This is a genomic window from Pseudomonas sp. BN505 (genome assembly GCF_029873175.1).
GTDB classification, from domain to species: Bacteria; Pseudomonadota; Gammaproteobacteria; order Pseudomonadales; family Pseudomonadaceae; genus Aquipseudomonas; species Aquipseudomonas putida.
The window spans coordinates 620,652-637,725 of record NZ_SSOI01000067.1; the positions used below are offsets into that span (position 1 = coordinate 620,652).

Here is a 17,074-nt window from a genome sequence, read left to right on the forward strand (position 1 = left end):
CATGCCAAGCAGTGCGCCATACCTGATTCTGCTGCAAATCATCTTTGTTCTTTCGTGGAGTTCAGGCTTCATTGGTGCCCGCCTGGGCACGGAGGAAGCTGGCGCAATAAACCTGCTGTTCTGGCGGTTTCTGTTGGTCAGCATCTGCCTCCTGCCTTTCGTGCTGCATCGCTTGCGTACGCTGTCGTGGGCGCAGGTGCGCTACAACACGGTGATAGGTTTTTTAGCCCAGTTCGCTTATCTGGTCAGCGTATATATCGCCATCCGGGGCGGGCTGCCGGCAGGAATAGCCGCCATCATCTGCGCGCTCCAGCCATTGATCACGGCATCCATGAGCAACAGGGACCAGCATGAGCGCAGCGGCCGCCAGGAGTGGGTGGGGCTAGGAGTTGGCTTTGCTGGCGTGAGCGTGGTCATTTTCGGTGAGTACAACCTCTCCACCACCCGGCTGGACCTCTGGCTTTACGCGCTGCCGCTGATCGCCGCTATCACGCTGTCCATCGCCACTCTCTATCAGCGGCGGCAATCGGTCATGGCAACAGACCACAGCAAGGATGGCTTGCTGATGCCACTGTTTCTGCAGTCCACTGCGACGCTGGTATTGCTTACTGCCACAGGCTTGCCGCTGGGCTTGATCGAAGTGCCTGCCAGTACGCAGGTGTGGGCGGCAGTTGCCTGGCTGACGCTGTTCTCGACTTTCATCGCCTACTTGAGCCTTTGGATATTGCTGACAAAGCTGTCGGCGACCCGCGTGTCGGCGCTGGTTTATCTGGAGCCTCCGGTCACGCTGCTGTGGGCTGCCCTGATGTTCGGCGACGCAATCCACTGGACGACCTATGTGGGCATCGCAGTGGTCGCGACAGGCCTCGCTATTACTCGTAACCCACGCAGGTCGGGGCGGGCAGCGAGCGTCGAACATGGAGGCACCCCTTAGAACCACTCTTCTTGCATGCTCAGGCAGGCGTTGTCGCGAGCCTCGAGCAGAGCCAGTTCGTGATGGCAGCCCGGTACTTCCCAGGTCAGGAAATAACGCGCGGCCTGCAGCTTGCCCTGATAGAAGTCGCGATCGGCAGGGTGACCTTTCTGCAGGCCAAGCTCGGCGTGAATGGCCTGTTCCAGCCAGCGCCAGCCGATCACGCAATGGCCGAAGGCCTTGAGGTACAAGGCCGAGTTTGCCAGGGCACCAGCGACTTCGCCTTGGGCCATGTCGCCGAGCAGGGCCAGTGTCACGGCCTGCAGGCGGTTGACCAGTTGCTCCAGTGGCTGGCGCAGTGGGTCGAGTTTGGGGTGGTGGCTTGCACGTTCGCCGGTGGTGGCGATCAGGCGGATCAGTTGCTTGAGCCCGGCACCATGGTTCTGTGCCAGCTTGCGGCCGAGCAAATCGAGTGACTGGATGCCTTCGGTGCCCTCGTGGATCGGGTTCAGGCGATTGTCGCGGTAGTACTGTTCCACCGGGTATTCGCGGGTATAGCCGTGGCCACCGAGAATCTGGATCGCCAGTTCGTTGGCCTTGAGGCAGAACGTCGAGGGCCACGACTTGACGATCGGGGTCAGCAGGTCGAGCAGCGCCTGCGCTTGTGTGCGCGACGTTTCATCATCGGCGGTGTTGGTATCGTCGAACAGGCGCGCGGCATAAAGGCCCAGGTCGAAGGCGCCTTCCACGTACGCCTTCTGTGTCAGCAGCATACGTTTCACATCGGTGTGCCCGATGATCGGCAGCGCCGGGCTGAGCGGGTCTTTGTTGTCCGGCAGCCGGCCTTGCGGCCGTTGGCGGGCATATTCCAGCGAATACAGGTAGCCGGCGTATCCGAGCATCACCGCGCCCATGCCAACGCCGATGCGTGCCTCGTTCATCATCTGGAACATGCAGGCCAGGCCCTGGTGCGGCTGGCCGACCAGGTACCCGACGCACTGGCCGTTGTCGCCGAAGTTCAGCGCAGTGGAGGTAGTGCCGCGCCAGCCCATCTTGTGGAACAGCCCGGCCAGCAGTACATCGTTGCGCGGGCCACGGCTGCCGTCGGGGTTTACGTGGTACTTGGGCACGATGAACAGCGAGATGCCTTTCACCCCGGGCGGTGCCTCCGGCAGCTTGGCCAGCACCATGTGCACGATGTTTTCCGACAGTTCGTGGTCGCCACCGGAGATGAAGATCTTGTTGCCCTTGAGCCGGTAGCTGCCGTCGCCCGCAGGTTCGGCACGGGTGCGGAGGTCGGCCAGGGACGAGCCTGCGTGGGGTTCGGTCAGGGCCATGGTGCCAAAGAAGCGGCCCTCGATCATGGGCTGGAGGAACAGGCGTTTCTGTTCGTCTGTGCCGAAACTCTCGATCAGGTTGGCCGCGCCCATGGTCAGGAACGGGTAGGCCGTGGTGCCGGCGTTGGCGGCCTGGAAGTGTGCGAAGCACGCCTGCGAGACCAGGCTGGGCAGCTGCATGCCGCCGACCTCGAAGTCGCGATTGGCGTTGAGGAAGCCGGCCTTGAGGAAGGCATCGACGGCAGGCTTGACCTCGGGTATCAGTTCCGCGCGGCCGTTCACGTAGCGCGGCTCGTTTTCGTCGGCCTTGCGGTTGTGCGGGGCGAAGTACTTTTCGGCGATGGTGCGGGCGGTAGTCAGTGCCGCGTCGAAGGTTTCGCGGCTGTGCTCGGCGAAGCGCGGGCGCTGGGTGAGGGCGTGGGCGTCGAGCACTTCGTAGAGCTCGAAGGCCAGGTTGCGGGGGCTGAGCAGGGTCTCGGGCATGGTGGCGGTCCTGAGGCGGGATGCTGCGAGTGTAGGGAATCGGGTGGGGTGGGGGGAGGTTAATAGGTTTGGGTGATATGGGTTTAGAACGGGTGGGGTATACAGGTGCTTGCCTTGATTTTTTGTGCGCCTGTGAGACCGAGCGCCGCCCGATCTGACAGGCGCAGAAAATGTTGTGGCGAGCACCTGTCAGCCCAAATCCAAACCCAAGCCCAGCACCCATAAAAAAGGGAGAGCCGAAGCCCTCCCTTTTCTTCAACAACCCTCAGCCTCAGCCAATGGTCATCAAGCTGGCATTACCGCCGGCAGCAGCAGTGTTCACACTCACCGCCCGCTCAATCACCAACCGCTCCAGCGCAATCTGGTGATCCCCGCTGGACAGCCCGTGCACACCGACGATCGCACCAGCACGCTTGGCCACCTGCTGGCACACGCTGCGCAGCTGGTCCGAGTCGCCATGGTGAATCACGGCGTCGAACGCCACGTCATCCTTGTTCCAGTCCGCCACCAGCTTGACCTTGGCCTGCAGCTCACGCGGCAGGCGGGCACGCAGGGCCTTGCCCGGTTCGCTGTCAGCCCACACCGCCGAGCTACCAACGGCCAGTACTGCAGCCAGTTGCGCCAGCAGGTCAGCCTCGTTGTCAGCCAGGCACAGCACGTGCTCACGCGGCAGGATGGTGTAGCTGTTGCGCTCGCCGGTCGGACCAGGCAGCAGGCGGGCGATGCCGCTCTGCGACTGGCTGGCGAACTGGCTGCACAGCGCGGCCAGGTCGGCCAGCTGGTTGTTCTCGGCCCAGGCCTTCAGGCCGTGCAGTGGCTTGACCAGCTGTTCGTGCAGGGTGCGGTCTGGCTTGCCTTCGCCATCTTGCTGCTGGAAGTGGCGGCCAATCGCGTCGGCCGGGCGGGTCGACAGCAGGCGGTACAGGTACAGCGGGCCGCCGGCTTTCGGGCCGGTGCCAGACAGGCCTTCACCACCGAACGGCTGCACGCCTACCACTGCACCGACGATGTTGCGGTTGACGTACATGTTGCCGGCGTTGGCGTTTTCCACCACCTTGGCGATGGTCTCGTCGATGCGGGTGTGCACGCCGAGGGTCAGACCGTAGCCGGAGGCGTTGATCTGCTCGATCAGCTGGTCCAGGTTGCGGCGGTTGTATCGCACCACGTGCAGCACCGGGCCGAAGATTTCGCGCTTCAGTTCGTCGAAGCTGTCCAGCTCGATCAGGGTCGGCATCACGAAGGTGCCGCGCTTGACCTCGGCAGCATCGGCAATGGCGACCTGATAGACCGAACGGCCTTTCTCACGCATGCCCTGGATGTGCTTCTCGATGCCGGCCTTGGCTTCGGCGTCGATCACCGGGCCAATGTCCACGGCCAGGCGGTCCGGGCAGCCCAGGCGGCTTTCGGCCATGGCGCCCTTGAGCATTTCGATCACGCGGTCGGCGGAGTCTTCCTGCAGGCACAGCACGCGCAGGGCCGAGCAACGCTGGCCGGCACTGTCGAAGGCCGAGGAAACCACGTCGATCACCACCTGCTCGGTCAGTGCCGAGGAGTCGACGATCATCGCGTTCTGGCCACCGGTTTCGGCGATCAGCGGGATCGGGCGGCCCTGGTTGTCCAGGCGACCGGCGACGTTGCGCTGCAGCAGGCGGGCAACCTCGGTGGAGCCGGTGAACATCACGCCTTTGACGCGTTCGTCACCGACCAGGCCGGCACCGACGGTTTCGCCGCGGCCTGGCAGCAGTTGCAGCACGCCTTCTGGGATGCCGGCTTCAAGCAGCAGGCGCACGGCCTGGGCAGCGATCAGCGGGGTTTGCTCGGCTGGCTTGGCCAGCACCGGGTTGCCGGCAGCCAGGGCGGCAGCTACCTGGCCGGTGAAGATCGCCAGCGGGAAGTTCCACGGGCTGATGCACACCACCGGGCCCAGTGGGCGGTGGGCGTCGTTGCTGAAGTCGTTGCGTGCCTGCACGGCGTAGTAGCGCAGGAAGTCCACGGCTTCACGCACTTCGGCGATGGCGTTGGCGAAGGTCTTGCCGGCCTCGCGGATGAGCAGGCCCATCAACGGCTGGATTTCAGCCTCCATCAGGTCGGCAGTGCGTTCCAGAATGGCAGCACGCTCGGCGGGCGGGGTGGCCTGCCAGATCGGCGCGGCGTTCAGTGCGCACTGGATGGCGTTGTCGACGTCGGCAACGGTGGCTTCCTGCACATGGCCGACCACGTCGCGATGATCCGCCGGGTTCAATACCGGCGCGGCAGCGCTTTCACTGGCGGCGCAGGCCAGCAGCGGGGCGGCCTTCCAGTCGTTGTGAGCGGTGGCCAGCATGGCGCAGGACAGCGACGCCAGGCGGTGTTCGTTGGCCATGTCGATGCCGGCCGAGTTGGCCCGCTCGGTGCCATACAGGTCGCGCGGCAGCGGGATACGCGGGTGTGGCAGGCCGATGTTGCCTTCCTGGGTGCCCATGCGCTCGATGCTGGCGACCGGGTCGGCGACCAGTTCCTGGATGGAAATCGAGTGGTCGGCGATGCGGTTGACGAACGAGGTGTTGGCGCCGTTTTCCAGCAGGCGACGCACCAGGTAGGCCAGCAGCGTTTCGTGGGTGCCGACCGGTGCATAGACGCGGCACGGACGGTTCAGCTTGCCATCGGCAATCTTGCCGACCACTTGCTCGTACAGCGGCTCGCCCATGCCGTGCAGGCACTGGAACTCGTACTGGCCCGGGTAGTAGTTCTGCCCGGCAATGTGGTAGATGGCCGAGAGGGTGTGGGCGTTGTGGGTGGCGAACTGCGGGTAGATGGCTTCTGGCACGGCCAGCAGCTTGCGGGCGCAGGCGACGTAGGACACGTCGGTGTACACCTTGCGGGTGTAGACCGGGTAGCCTTCCAGGCCCTCGACCTGGGCGCGCTTGATCTCGCTGTCCCAGTAGGCGCCTTTCACCAGGCGGATCATCAGGCGGTGGCGGCTGCGCTTGGCCAGGTCGATGACGTAGTCGATCACGTACGGGCAGCGCTTCTGGTAGGCCTGGATGACAAAGCCGATCCCGTTCCAGCCCGCCAGCGACGGCTCGAAGCACAGGCGCTCCAGCAGGTCGAGCGACAGCTCCAGGCGGTCGGCTTCTTCGGCGTCGATGTTCAGGCCGATGTCGTACTGCTTGGCCAGCAGGGTCAGCGACAGCAGGCGCGGGTACAGCTCTTCCATCACGCGCTCGTACTGGGCGCGGCTGTAGCGCGGGTGCAGTGCCGACAGCTTGATCGAGATGCCCGGGCCTTCATAGATGCCGCGGCCATGGGAGGCCTTGCCAATCGAGTGGATGGCCTGCTCGTAGGACGCCAGGTACTTCTGCGCGTCGTGCTCGGTAAGCGCGGCTTCGCCGAGCATGTCGTAGGAATAGCGGAAGCCTTTGGCCTCAAAGCGGCTGGCATTGGCCAGTGCTTCGGCGATGGTCTCGCCAGTGACGAACTGCTCGCCCATCAGGCGCATGGCCATGTCGACGCCCTTGCGGATCATCGGCTCGCCGCTCTTGCCGATGATGCGCGTGAGCGAGGAGGTAAGGCCGGATTCATTGTGGGTGCTGACCAGCTTGCCGGTCAGCAGCAGGCCCCAGGTGGCGGCGTTGACGAACAGCGAGGGGCTGTTGCCCAGGTGCGGCTGCCAGTTGCCGGTGCTGATCTTGTCGCGGATCAGCGCATCGCGAGTGCCCTTGTCGGGGATGCGCAGCAGGGCTTCGGCCAGGCACATCAGCGCCACGCCTTCCTGGGACGACAGCGAGAACTCCTGCAGTAGGCCCTGGACGATGCCGGCACGGCCGCCAGCGCTCTTCTGGTTGCGCAGTTTTTCGGCGATGCCAGCGGCCAGCTTGTTGGTGGCCTCGGCCAGCGGTGCGCTCAGGCGCGCCTGCTCCAGCAGCATTGGTACCACTTCCTGCTCGGGGCGGCGGTAGGCGGCGGTGATCGCCGAACGTAGTACCGACTGTGGCAGGATGCTTTCGGCAAATTCGAGGAAGCACTGGTGGCTGTGGTCGGCCTGAACATCACCGGCATCATCAGCTAGGCTGGTGGCGTGGCCGTTGAGTTCGGTCAGGGTGGCACCACCCTCGAGCTTCTCCAGGTAATTGAAGATCGCTTGCTTGATCAACCAGTGCGGCGTGCGGTCAATCGACTGCGCAGCTGCCTTGAGTCGCTCACGGGTTGGGTCATCGAGTTTGACCCCAAGGGTGGTCGTCGCCATTTCTTATCCTCGTTATTGCCACGGCTGTGGCCTAAGCTGGCGCCAAGAGTAGCTGTAGGACAATTCGGGTGCAACCAGGTGCAACCCGAATTTTTTGTGTAAAAGGTGCAACTCGTCTGACAGACATTTCCACACCCTGAAAAGGGGCGTTTCCGGTTCGTTTTGATCTGAAAAATCGGCTTGATGCGCCAAAAAGGAGCAAAAAATTGGCTTTTACAAAAAATGCTCAAGCGGGTGCAACTTGCAAAAGAAAAATGGTTGCACCTTCTTTGCGTTGTTGCATAGCATTCGCCGCCTGGGTGCAACCGCCATCGCTGTGGTTGCGCATGATAAAAACAAACGCCAGGGCACACGCATGGGCAATCCACTAACGATCACCTTCGTGATCTACATCGCAGCAATGGTGCTGATCGGCTTCGCCGCCTATCGCGCCACCAACAACCTTTCCGATTACATTCTGGGCGGTCGCAGCCTGGGTAGCGTGGTCACCGCGCTGTCCGCCGGCGCATCCGACATGAGCGGCTGGCTGCTGATGGGCCTACCGGGCGCCATCTACTTCTCGGGCCTGTCCGAGGCCTGGATCGCCATCGGCCTGACCGTTGGTGCTTACCTCAACTGGCTGTTCGTGGCCGGCCGGCTGCGCGTGCAGACCGAGCACAACGGTGATGCGCTGACACTGCCGGACTACTTCGCCAGCCGTTTCGAAGACAATAGCGGCCTGCTGCGTATCATTTCGGCGATCGTCATCCTGGTGTTCTTCACCATCTACTGTGCCTCTGGCATCGTTGCCGGTGCCCGTCTGTTCGAGAGCACCTTTGGCATGCCGTACGAGACTGCCCTGTGGGCTGGCGCCGCAGCTACCATCGCCTACACCTTCGTGGGTGGCTTCCTGGCGGTGAGCTGGACCGATACGGTGCAGGCTTCGCTGATGATCTTTGCGCTGATCCTGACCCCGGTGATCGTGCTGATTTCCACTGGCGGCTTCGACACCACCTTTGCTGCCATCGAGGCGGTGAACCCGGCGAACTTCGACATGTTCAAAGGTGCCACCTTCATCGGCATCATCTCGCTGATGGGTTGGGGCCTGGGCTACTTCGGCCAGCCGCACATCCTGGCGCGCTTCATGGCCGCCGATTCGGTGAAATCCATCGCCAAGGCTCGCCGCATCTCCATGACCTGGATGATCCTGTGCCTGGCTGGTACCTGTGCCGTGGGCTTCTTCGGCATCGCCTACTTCTCGGCCAACCCTGACTTGGCAGGCCCGGTCACCGAGAACCATGAGCGTGTCTTCATCGAACTGGCCAAGATCCTGTTCAACCCATGGGTCGCCGGTGTGCTGCTGTCGGCCATTCTTGCGGCGGTGATGAGCACCCTGAGCTGCCAGCTGCTGGTGTGTTCCAGTGCATTGACCGAAGACTTCTACAAGGCCTTCCTGCGCAAGAACGCTTCGCAGGTCGAGCTGGTGTGGGTCGGTCGCCTGATGGTACTGGCCGTGGCACTGATTGCCATCGCCATGGCTGCCAATCCGGAAAACCGCGTGCTGGGCCTGGTGGCTTATGCCTGGGCCGGCTTCGGTGCGGCCTTCGGCCCGGTGGTGCTGATTTCGGTGCTGTGGAAAGGCATGACCCGTAACGGCGCGCTGGCCGGTATCGTGGTTGGTGCACTGACCGTGATCCTGTGGAAGCAGATCGATACCTGGGGCCTGTACGAAATCATTCCGGGCTTCCTGCTGGCGAGCATCGCCATTGTTCTGGTGAGCAAGCTGGGCAGCCCGTCGAAAGCGATGGTGCAGCGCTTCGAGACTGCCGATGCGGCGTATCACGCTGACAAGTAATACCCGTTGAATCGGCGTTGCCTTCTTCGCGGGCTTGCCCGCTCCCACAGGTACTGCGCAGGGTCCTGAGAACTGTGCAGGCCCTGTGGGGGCGGGTTTACCCGCCAGGCAGGCGCCGCCGATCAGCAGCCAGGCCTGACTCCGCCTGCAAGGCAAGGTAAACTTGCCGCCTTCGCAGGAGTTGCCATGAACTATCGTCACGCCTTCCACGCCGGCAACCACGCCGACGTCCTCAAACACATCGTGCTGACCCGCCTCATCGCCTTGATGTCGCGCAAGGAGCAGCCGTTCGCCTACATCGATACCCACGCAGGGCTCGGTCTGTACGACCTGCAAGGCGACCAGGCAACCCGCACCGGCGAGTACCTGGAAGGGGTCGCCCGCCTGTGGGGCCGCGATGATGTGCCGGCCATGGCTGCCGATTACCTGCGTGTCATCAAGCGCCTGAACGCCGACGGTGAGCTGCGTTATTACCCCGGTTCGCCCGAACTGGCGCGCCGCCTGATGCGTCAGCAAGATCGCGCGCTGCTCAACGAGAAGCACCCTGAAGACGGGCCGCTGCTCAAAGAGAACATGAAAAAAGACCCGCGTGTGGTCGTGCACCTGGGCGAAGGCTGGCATGTGCCCAGGGCCCTGCTGCCGGTGCAGGAAAAGCGCGCGATCATGCTGATCGACCCGCCGTTCGAGCAGGCCGATGAGCTCAAGCGCTGCACCAATTCCATGAAAGAGGCGATCAGCCGCATGCGCCAGACTGTCGCGGCCATCTGGTACCCGATCAAGGACCAGCGCTCGCTGACGCGTTACTACCAGGACCTGACCAGCACCGGCGCGCCGAAGCTGCTGCGGGTCGAGCTGTATGTGCATCACCAGGACAGCCCACAGGGCCTCAATGGTTCGGGCCTAGCCATTGCCAACCCGCCGTGGGGCCTGGAAGAAGAGCTCAAGGAGCTGCTGCCGTGGCTCGCCAAAGAGCTGGCCCAGACGGACGGTAGCTACCGCATGGACTGGCTCATCGCCGAATAGTTTTGCTTGCCTGTAACGGCCTCATCGCCGGCAAGCCAGCTCCCACAGGAACACCACTGCCCTCAAGGGAGATGCAGTACTTGTGGGAGCTGGCTTGCCGGCGATGAGGCCAGTACAGGTTGCCGCGTTGCGCGCATGTTTGCGTTATAATCCCGCCCTTTAGCCGCCACCCGCCCAAGAGGCCGCTGGCGCATTTTTACCGAATGAAGAGGCTAATCCCTTGGCATTGACGATTCTTGGCCTGTCCGGCGCCCTTAGCCATGACCCTTCCGCGGCCCTGTACATTGACGGCAAGCTGATTGCCGCCGCCGAAGAAGAGCGCTTCGTGCGTGACAAGCATGCGAAGAACCGCATGCCCTACGAGTCGGCGAAGTTCTGCCTGGAGCAGGCAGGCATCAAGCCGTCCGACGTCGACGTGGTAGCCATCCCGTTCGCCCCGATCAGCCTGTTCGGCAAGGCGCGCTGGCACTATGCCAAGCGTTACTGGTACGCCCCGGATCGCGCCCTCGACGCCATCCTGATGGGCAACCGTCGCTACAAGCGCTACCGCAAGAAGATCGTCTGGTGCCTGGAGCAGCTGGGCTTCGACCCGAAAAAAGTCAAGATCGAGCCAGTCGAGCACCACTTGGCCCACGCCTCCAGTGCCTACCACTGCTCGGGCTTCAAGGAAAAAACCGCGATCCTCGGCATTGACGGTAAAGGCGAATACGCCACCACCTTCTTTGGCTACGGCGAAAACGGCAAGATCCACAAGATCAAGGAATTCTTCGACCCGGACTCCCTGGGCGGCTTGTATGGCGCAATCACCGAGTTCCTCGGTTTCGAGATGCTTGACGGCGAGTTCAAGGTCATGGGCATGGCGCCGTATGGCGACGCCAGCAAGTACGACTTCTCGCGCCTTGCCAGCTTCGAAAACGGCGAGCTGGTGATCAACACCGAGTACGCCAACGTCATCGGCCTGCGCCGCTATAAAGAGAAGGGCAAGGGGTTCTACTTCTCGCCAAAGCTGATCGAATGGCTGGGCCCCAAGCGCGAAGGCGATATCGCCGACGAGCCTTACATTCACTACGCGGCCAGCATGCAGGCGCTGTTCGAGAAGCTGGCGCTGCAGATGATCGACCACTACCTGGGCGACACCCTGCGTGAAACCGGCAAGCTGGCCTTCGCCGGCGGCTGTGCGCTGAACGTCAAGCTCAACCAGAAGATCATCGCCCGCCCGGACGTGAAAGAGCTGTTTGTGCAGCCGGCCTCTGGCGACGCCGGTACTGCTGTCGGCGCGGCCGCCTATGTTTCCCACGCCCGTGGCGTACCGGTCGAGAAAATGGAACACGTCTACCTCGGCCCGTCGTACTCCAACGAAGACGTCATCGCCGCCTGCGCCCGTCACCCGGACCAGCCGAAGTGGCGCAAGCTCGACAACATGCCGCAGCAGATCGCCCAGATCATGGTCGATGGCAACCCGGTGGCCTGGTTCCAGGGCCGCATGGAGTTTGGCCCGCGTGCCCTGGGTGGCCGCTCGATCATTGGCTGCCCAAGCGTCGAAGGCGTGGCTGACCGCATCAACCACCAGATCAAGTTCCGCGAGCGCTGGAGACCTTTCTGCCCGTCGATGCTCGACACCGTTGCCCCGCAGATGATCAAGGTCGACCACCCGGCACCGTTCATGACCTTCACCTTCGAAGTGGCTGAAGAGTGGAAGACCCGCGTACCGGAAGTGGTGCACGAGGACGGTACTTCGCGTGCCCAGGTACTCAAGCGCGAGTACAACCCGCGCTACTACGACATGATGAAGGCGCTGGAAGACCTGACCGGCAATGGCGTGTCGCTGAACACCTCGCTGAACCGCCGCGGTGAACCGATGATCTGCTCGCCGACCGACGCCCTGAACATGTTCTTCGGCTCGGACCTGCAGTACCTCATCATGGAAGACATCCTGGTTGTGAAGGACGGCGCGGCCGCGTATGACCAGCCGCTCTGAATCGCGCATCCTGCAGTTCTGCCATGGCTATGACGGGCCGTTCCTCGACTGTGCCCGTCAGTACGCCAGCCTGTTCCAGGGGCGTGGCTACCAGGTCACCACGGTGTTCCTCACCGGTGCAGCCGACCCGCAGGTAGCGGCCGGCTGCGCATCGGACGAGGTGCTGTTTCTGGAGTTCAGCTCCAAGGCTGTGCGTGGCCTGAAGCTCGGTGCAATCCGTGCCTTGCGGCGCATCGCGGCCGAGCGCAACTTCGCCTTCTGCATTGCCCACCGCTTCAAGCCCATCTACGTGGCCTTGCTGGGTACCGGCCTGCCGGTCATTGGCGTGCACCATGCCTTTGGCGACTATGAGCGCAAAGGCCGTCGGCTGTTCGCCAACCTGTTCAGCAAGCGCCTGAGCCTGCTGGGCGTGTCGGACGCGGTGCGTGACGACATGCGCCGCTGCCTGCCACAGTGGCCGGCCGAGCGCATCCAGACCCTGTACAACCGCATCGACATCGACGCCCTGCAAACAGCCCTGGTGCCGCGCGTCGAGGCACGCCAGGCCCTGGGCCTGGATGCCCAGGCGTGGGTCGTCGGCAACGTCGGGCGCCTGCACCCGGACAAGGACCAGGCCACGCTGTTGCGTGGTTTTGCCCAGGCGCTGCCCGCGCTGCCGGCCGGTGCGCGTCTGGCGATCCTCGGCAAAGGCCGGCTGGAAGCGGAACTCAAGGCCCTGGCCGCCGAGCTGGGCATTGCCGGGCAGGTGGATTTCCTGGGCCAGGTGCCGGATGCACGCCGCTACTTCCAGGCCTTCGACGTGTTCGCCCTGAGCTCCGACCATGAGCCGTTCGGCATGGTCCTGCTCGAAGCCATGGTTGCCGGCGTGCCGGTGCTGGCCACGGCCTGTGGCGGGGCCCGCGAAGTGGTCGAGGGTGTGGGGGTGCTGTTCCCGCTAGGCGATGCCGCACAGTTGGCCCACGGGCTGAAGCATATGGCCACGCTGGACGCTGAGCAGCGTCAGGCCTGTGCCGGGCACATGCTGCAGCGCCTGCATGAACGCTTCTCCGATCAAGCGGTACGCGAGGCCTTCTGGCAGCTGCCGCAAGTACGTGCGCTGGTGGGGCAGGCCTGATGCTCAATCGTATCCAGGCCTTCCGCGAGCGCGGTTGGCAAACCATCGACGCCCAGGCCTATGCCGAGGCGTGGGCGCGTTTTGGCGGCAGTGTCGCCACCCATCCGCTGGTGGTCGAGCAACTGGCTGACCTGGCGCAGATCCCGGTGCGTTACCTGGGCTGGTACCAGGCCGGCGAACTGAAAGCCGCCATCCCGACCTGGGGGCGCCACCTGGCGCTGGCCAAGGACGTGCTCAAACGTGCCGGCAAAAAAGCCCTGTTCGACCTGGGCAATGCCGAAATCATCCTGCCAGCGGCGGTTGATGCCGCCGCACCGTTGCGCCATACCGCACGCTACCTGTCCGAACTGTGCCAGGGCCGTTTCAGCGGCCTCAAGGCGCAGAAGGAACAGCTGGCGATGGCGCGGGCGCACGAAGACCTGTCGAAGAAATTCCGCTACAACCAGCGCCGCGAGTTGCGCCTGCTGGAAGAGGCGGGTGGCATGGTACGCCCGATAAGCGACTTCAGTGCGCAGGAAATCGCCAGCATGTACTGCGACCTGTTCCAGCGCCGCTGGGGCTTCCCGGCCACCGGTGCCGAGCGCATGGCCGAGGTGCTGGAGCGCCTGCGCGAGCTGCTGATCGGCTCGGTGCTGATGCTGGACGGCAAGCCGATTGCCATTCAGCTGGTGTACCGCGTCGAAGCGCCGGGATGGGTCAGTGTCGAGTACATCAATGGCGGTGTAGACCCGGAAACCAAGGCCTTCAGCCCAGGCAGCGTATTGAGCTTCCTCAATACCCAGGCCGCCTGGGAAGATGCCCGGGCGCGCAACAAGCCATTGCGCTTCTCGTTTGGCCGTGCCGACCGCGAATACAAGGACCGTTGGTGCAACCCTGTGCCGGTGTATCAGGCGTGAGCCGCAAGCAGCAGTTGCTCAAGCGCCATCGGCGCAACAAGCGCCTGGGCTTGCTGACCGGCCTGGTCGCGCTGATCGCCCTCGGTGTATTGGCCTGGTGGTGGCTGCCGTTGTTGCTGTTGCCGCTGCTCTGGGCCGCCCACGAGGCCTGGTTTGCCGACCACCTGTTCTATGCGCCAGGCGAGGACTACACCTACGATTTCGGTGAACAGGTGCGGGCAGTTCCTGTCAGCCTGCACGATGGGCTGCTCAAGGCTGACTGCGCATTGCAGGGCGATGAAACCCTTGTGCTGGAGCTGCGGGTAAAAGGCAGCTGGCTCGGGCGGTTCTTCGACCCGCAGGTTGTGCTGGTGGCGGCTGAGCAGGCCGACCGGCAAACCTTCGAGCGTGGCGTCGATGGCGTGCGATTCCTCAACCTGACCGGCCTGGCTGCGCCACTGCAAGCCGGCACGTTGCGCCTGCGTGGTCGTCATTGCCGGCTGCTGGGCGAGCCGCGTCTGTGGATGACCCCGGCGGTCGAACTGCAGCGGCGCCGGGTGATGGTGATTGCGCCGCATGCCGACGACGCCGAGCTGGCTGCCTATGGCCTTTACAGCCAGGCGGATGAAACCTGGGTAGTGACGCTGACCGCCGGTGAAATCGAGGCCGAGCACTACCAGCAGATGGGCCTGGCCAAGGCCGAGGCAGCGCGCCTGAAGGGTCGCCTGCGCGCCTGGGACAGCATCGCGGTGCCGCGCTGGGCCGGTGTGCCGGAGTCGCGTTGCGTGCAACTGGGTTACTTCTGCCTGCAACTGCCTGCCATGCAGGCAGCGCCCGACCAGCCGGCAGCCTCCCGTGAGGCCGACCTCGCCGATATCCGCGTGTTCCGCCAGTTCAACCCGTTCCCGCTGCCGGCCGATCGCGATGGCGCGCCAACCTGGCACAACCTGCTGGCCGACCTGCGTGCCCTGTTGGAAATGGCCAAGCCAGAAGTACTGGTGATGCCGCACCCGCAGCTCGACCCGCACCCTGATCACATCTGTGCACAAGCAGCAGTGCTTGAAGCCTTGCAAGGCCTGGCCTGGCAGCCACAAACCCTGCTGTGCTACGCCAACCACCTGCATGATAACGACCGCTGGCCCATGGGCGACAGCGGCGATGGCGTGGCCTTGCCTCCGCAGTTGAGTGCTGCGCAGGCCTGGGCACCTTGCAGCCTGGTGCTGAGGCTGGCTACCCAGCATGACAAAGCCATGGCCCTGGGCATGATGCACGACCTGCAGCCGCCCGCGCTGTTCAAGCGCCGCCTGCGCCGCTTGCTGCAACGCTGGCTGGCCGGGCGGCGGCCGTCGCCTTACGGGGAGAACGAGTTCTTCCGCAAGGCCGTGCGCCGACACGAGCTGTTCTGGCGGCGCGAGCTGTAAGCACGCCCCATGGTTGACCGCGATGGCGCAGAGCGCCCAAGGAAAGCAATGAAAGTCCTATTTCTGGTGCAGAAGGAACAGCGGGCGATTCTCGACCGCCTGTACGATGGCGTCGCGGCCAACTGCGAGTGCGACCTGCGTTGGCTGACCAGCGAAGACCAGCGCAACCTGCGTCGCTATTTCAAGCGCGAAGTTCAGGTCGAGCGCTATGACCGCATCGTGTTCTTCCTGCGCTTCAAGCAGGAAATCCGCCAAGTGGCCTTCATCCGCACCGTACCGAACCTGGTGATCCTCGAGCACGACGCCTACCAGAACTACATTCCGTGCAAGTACACCGGCAAATTCAGCGCTCATTACCGCCAATTGCCATGGGCACGGGTGATCAGCTCTGGCTACATGGTCAGCGAGCGCTTGCGCCAGGAAGGTTTCGATGCGGTGTTCGTGCCCAAGGGCTACGACGAGCAATTGCTGACCGACCAAAGGCGTGAGCGCGACATCGAACTGGCCTTCGTCGGCAGTGTCAACAGCGTGGCCTACAGCGGGCGCAAGGCGCTGCTGGACGAGCTGGGGCAGGTCGAGAACCTGCTGGTAACCCGTACCAAGTCGGGTGAAGACTATTGCAACACGCTGAACCGTATCCGTTTCTTCGTCAGTGCTGACGTTGGCATGGGCGAATACATGATCAAGAACTTCGAAGCCATGGCCTGTGGTTGCGTGTTGCTGGCGTACGACCAGGGCGAGGAAGAAAACCGCGCATTGGGCCTGCAGGACATGCACAACGTGGTGTTCTATGACAACATCCCGACCCTTCAGGCAAAGCTCCGCCGTTTGCGTGCAGACCCTGAGCTGGCTCGGCAGATTGCAGAAAATGGCCGCCATCTGGCGGTTTCCCGTTTCAGTTTCGCCGCAGTTGGACGTAGCATCGTCGACCATATGCGCCCGGCGCTCAGGCCCCATCCGCCATTGTCTGCGTGGCAGCGGCTGCGCCTGAAGCTGGGCATCTAAACAAGAGCTTTCGCGCCCAGGAGCGGGTGTTGAAAGCCGATAGTCGCAATGCGGAGGGAGTCCGGTGCGCTTTTCAGAAGAAAGTGATGTCACGCTTGTCGTGACCAGTTGTGGGCGGTTCGATCTGCTCAAAGACACCCTTGAGAGTTTCGATCGCTACAACACCGCGCCCATTCGCGAAGTGTTCATCACCGAAGATTCCGGTGACGATGCCGTGCATGGCGCTGTGCCAGAGCACTGGAAACCGCACTGCAAGGTGTTCGTCAACCGGCCCAAGCTCGGCCAGTTGCCGTCTATCGACCTGGCCTACAGCCACGTCAAAACGCCGTATATCTTCCACTGCGAAGACGACTGGCATTTCTACCGCCAGGCCTTTGTCGAAGATTCACGGGCCATTCTGGATACCAGCCCGGACGTGTTGCAGGTGTGGCTGCGCAGCCATGCCCACGACCTGGCTATTCATAGCCCGTACATCCACCTGGGTGATCGCCAGATCATCGCCGGAGTCCCGTGCTATCCGCTGTTATCCGACAAGGCTGAATGGCAGGCGTTTTCGCTCAATCCCGGCCTGCGTCGGTTGAGTGATTACCAGCGCTGTGCGCCATTTGCCGCCTATGCTGGAGAGAAGGCGCTTTCCCGACGCTACGCTGAGTTGAATCTGACAGCGGTCACCTTGGAGGGAGATGCGGTTTTGCACACTGGATTCGGCAATCACGTGATCTTGCCCGTTGAAGTGGAGCGCAAGGCCAAGCGTCGTCAACGTGATCGGATCAAACTGGCATTGACGCTGGTGACAGGTGCCTTGATCGGCATGGGTATCACCCTTTTTGTTCAATGAAGTCGCTGTCCCACCTGACATGAGCGGG

At 63.2% G+C, this 17,074-nt stretch carries 11 protein-coding genes; 9 read left to right on the forward strand and 2 right to left on the reverse strand.

Annotation, left to right across the window (positions count from 1 at the left end; genetic code table 11):
* Nucleotide 1: 1 nt before the first annotated feature.
* Nucleotides 2-934, forward strand: coding sequence for a DMT family transporter (locus E8E78_RS25275; protein WP_049277136.1), 933 nt, complete (start codon nucleotides 2-4; stop codon nucleotides 932-934).
* Here the strand turns inward: E8E78_RS25275 and E8E78_RS25280 are convergent.
* Nucleotides 931-2,733 (reverse strand): acyl-CoA dehydrogenase, encoded by a 1,803-nt coding sequence (locus E8E78_RS25280; RefSeq protein WP_049277137.1) that lies wholly within the window; start codon nucleotides 2,731-2,733, stop codon nucleotides 931-933. The genes E8E78_RS25275 and E8E78_RS25280 overlap by 4 nt on opposite strands.
* Nucleotides 2,734-3,004: 271 nt before the next feature.
* Nucleotides 3,005-6,958 carry a trifunctional transcriptional regulator/proline dehydrogenase/L-glutamate gamma-semialdehyde dehydrogenase gene (putA, locus tag E8E78_RS25285; protein WP_059394447.1) on the reverse strand — a complete coding sequence of 1,318 codons (3,954 nt, stop codon included), beginning with the start codon at nucleotides 6,956-6,958 and terminating at the stop codon, nucleotides 3,005-3,007.
* Between the two features lie 355 nt (nucleotides 6,959-7,313).
* On the opposite strand from putA, the gene putP reads away from it, so the two are divergent.
* From putP to E8E78_RS25325, 8 genes are all read left to right on the forward strand, one after another.
* Nucleotides 7,314-8,792, forward strand: coding sequence for a sodium/proline symporter PutP (gene putP, locus E8E78_RS25290; protein ID WP_041168145.1), 1,479 nt, complete (start codon nucleotides 7,314-7,316; stop codon nucleotides 8,790-8,792).
* A 186-nt stretch (nucleotides 8,793-8,978) separates the two neighbouring features.
* Nucleotides 8,979-9,815: a 23S rRNA (adenine(2030)-N(6))-methyltransferase RlmJ gene (gene rlmJ / locus E8E78_RS25295; protein WP_016501929.1), complete on the forward strand. Its 837-nt coding sequence runs from the start codon at nucleotides 8,979-8,981 to the stop codon at nucleotides 9,813-9,815.
* A 220-nt stretch (nucleotides 9,816-10,035) separates the two neighbouring features.
* Nucleotides 10,036-11,793: a carbamoyltransferase gene (locus E8E78_RS25300; protein WP_016501928.1), complete on the forward strand. Its 1,758-nt coding sequence runs from the start codon at nucleotides 10,036-10,038 to the stop codon at nucleotides 11,791-11,793.
* Nucleotides 11,777-12,907: a glycosyltransferase gene (locus E8E78_RS25305; RefSeq protein ID WP_280314708.1), complete on the forward strand. Its 1,131-nt coding sequence runs from the start codon at nucleotides 11,777-11,779 to the stop codon at nucleotides 12,905-12,907. Before E8E78_RS25300 ends, E8E78_RS25305 begins: the two co-directional genes overlap by 17 nt.
* On the forward strand, nucleotides 12,907-13,803 hold the full coding sequence (locus E8E78_RS25310; RefSeq protein ID WP_049277143.1) for an antimicrobial resistance protein Mig-14: 897 nt from the start codon (nucleotides 12,907-12,909) through the stop codon (nucleotides 13,801-13,803). The genes E8E78_RS25305 and E8E78_RS25310 overlap by 1 nt, the downstream gene beginning before the upstream one ends.
* Nucleotides 13,800-15,203, forward strand: a complete 1,404-nt coding sequence (locus E8E78_RS25315; RefSeq protein WP_280314705.1) for a PIG-L family deacetylase — start codon at nucleotides 13,800-13,802, stop codon at nucleotides 15,201-15,203. The genes E8E78_RS25310 and E8E78_RS25315 overlap by 4 nt, the downstream gene beginning before the upstream one ends.
* A 48-nt stretch (nucleotides 15,204-15,251) precedes the next feature.
* Nucleotides 15,252-16,208 carry a glycosyltransferase gene (locus tag E8E78_RS25320; RefSeq protein WP_049277145.1) on the forward strand — a complete coding sequence of 319 codons (957 nt, stop codon included), beginning with the start codon at nucleotides 15,252-15,254 and terminating at the stop codon, nucleotides 16,206-16,208.
* A gap of 64 nt (nucleotides 16,209-16,272) precedes the next feature.
* The gene (locus tag E8E78_RS25325) at nucleotides 16,273-17,046 is read left to right on the forward strand and encodes a hypothetical protein (RefSeq protein ID WP_049277147.1); all 774 of its coding nucleotides are present in this window, start codon (nucleotides 16,273-16,275) and stop codon (nucleotides 17,044-17,046) included.
* The last annotated feature ends 28 nt before the right edge of the window (nucleotides 17,047-17,074 follow it).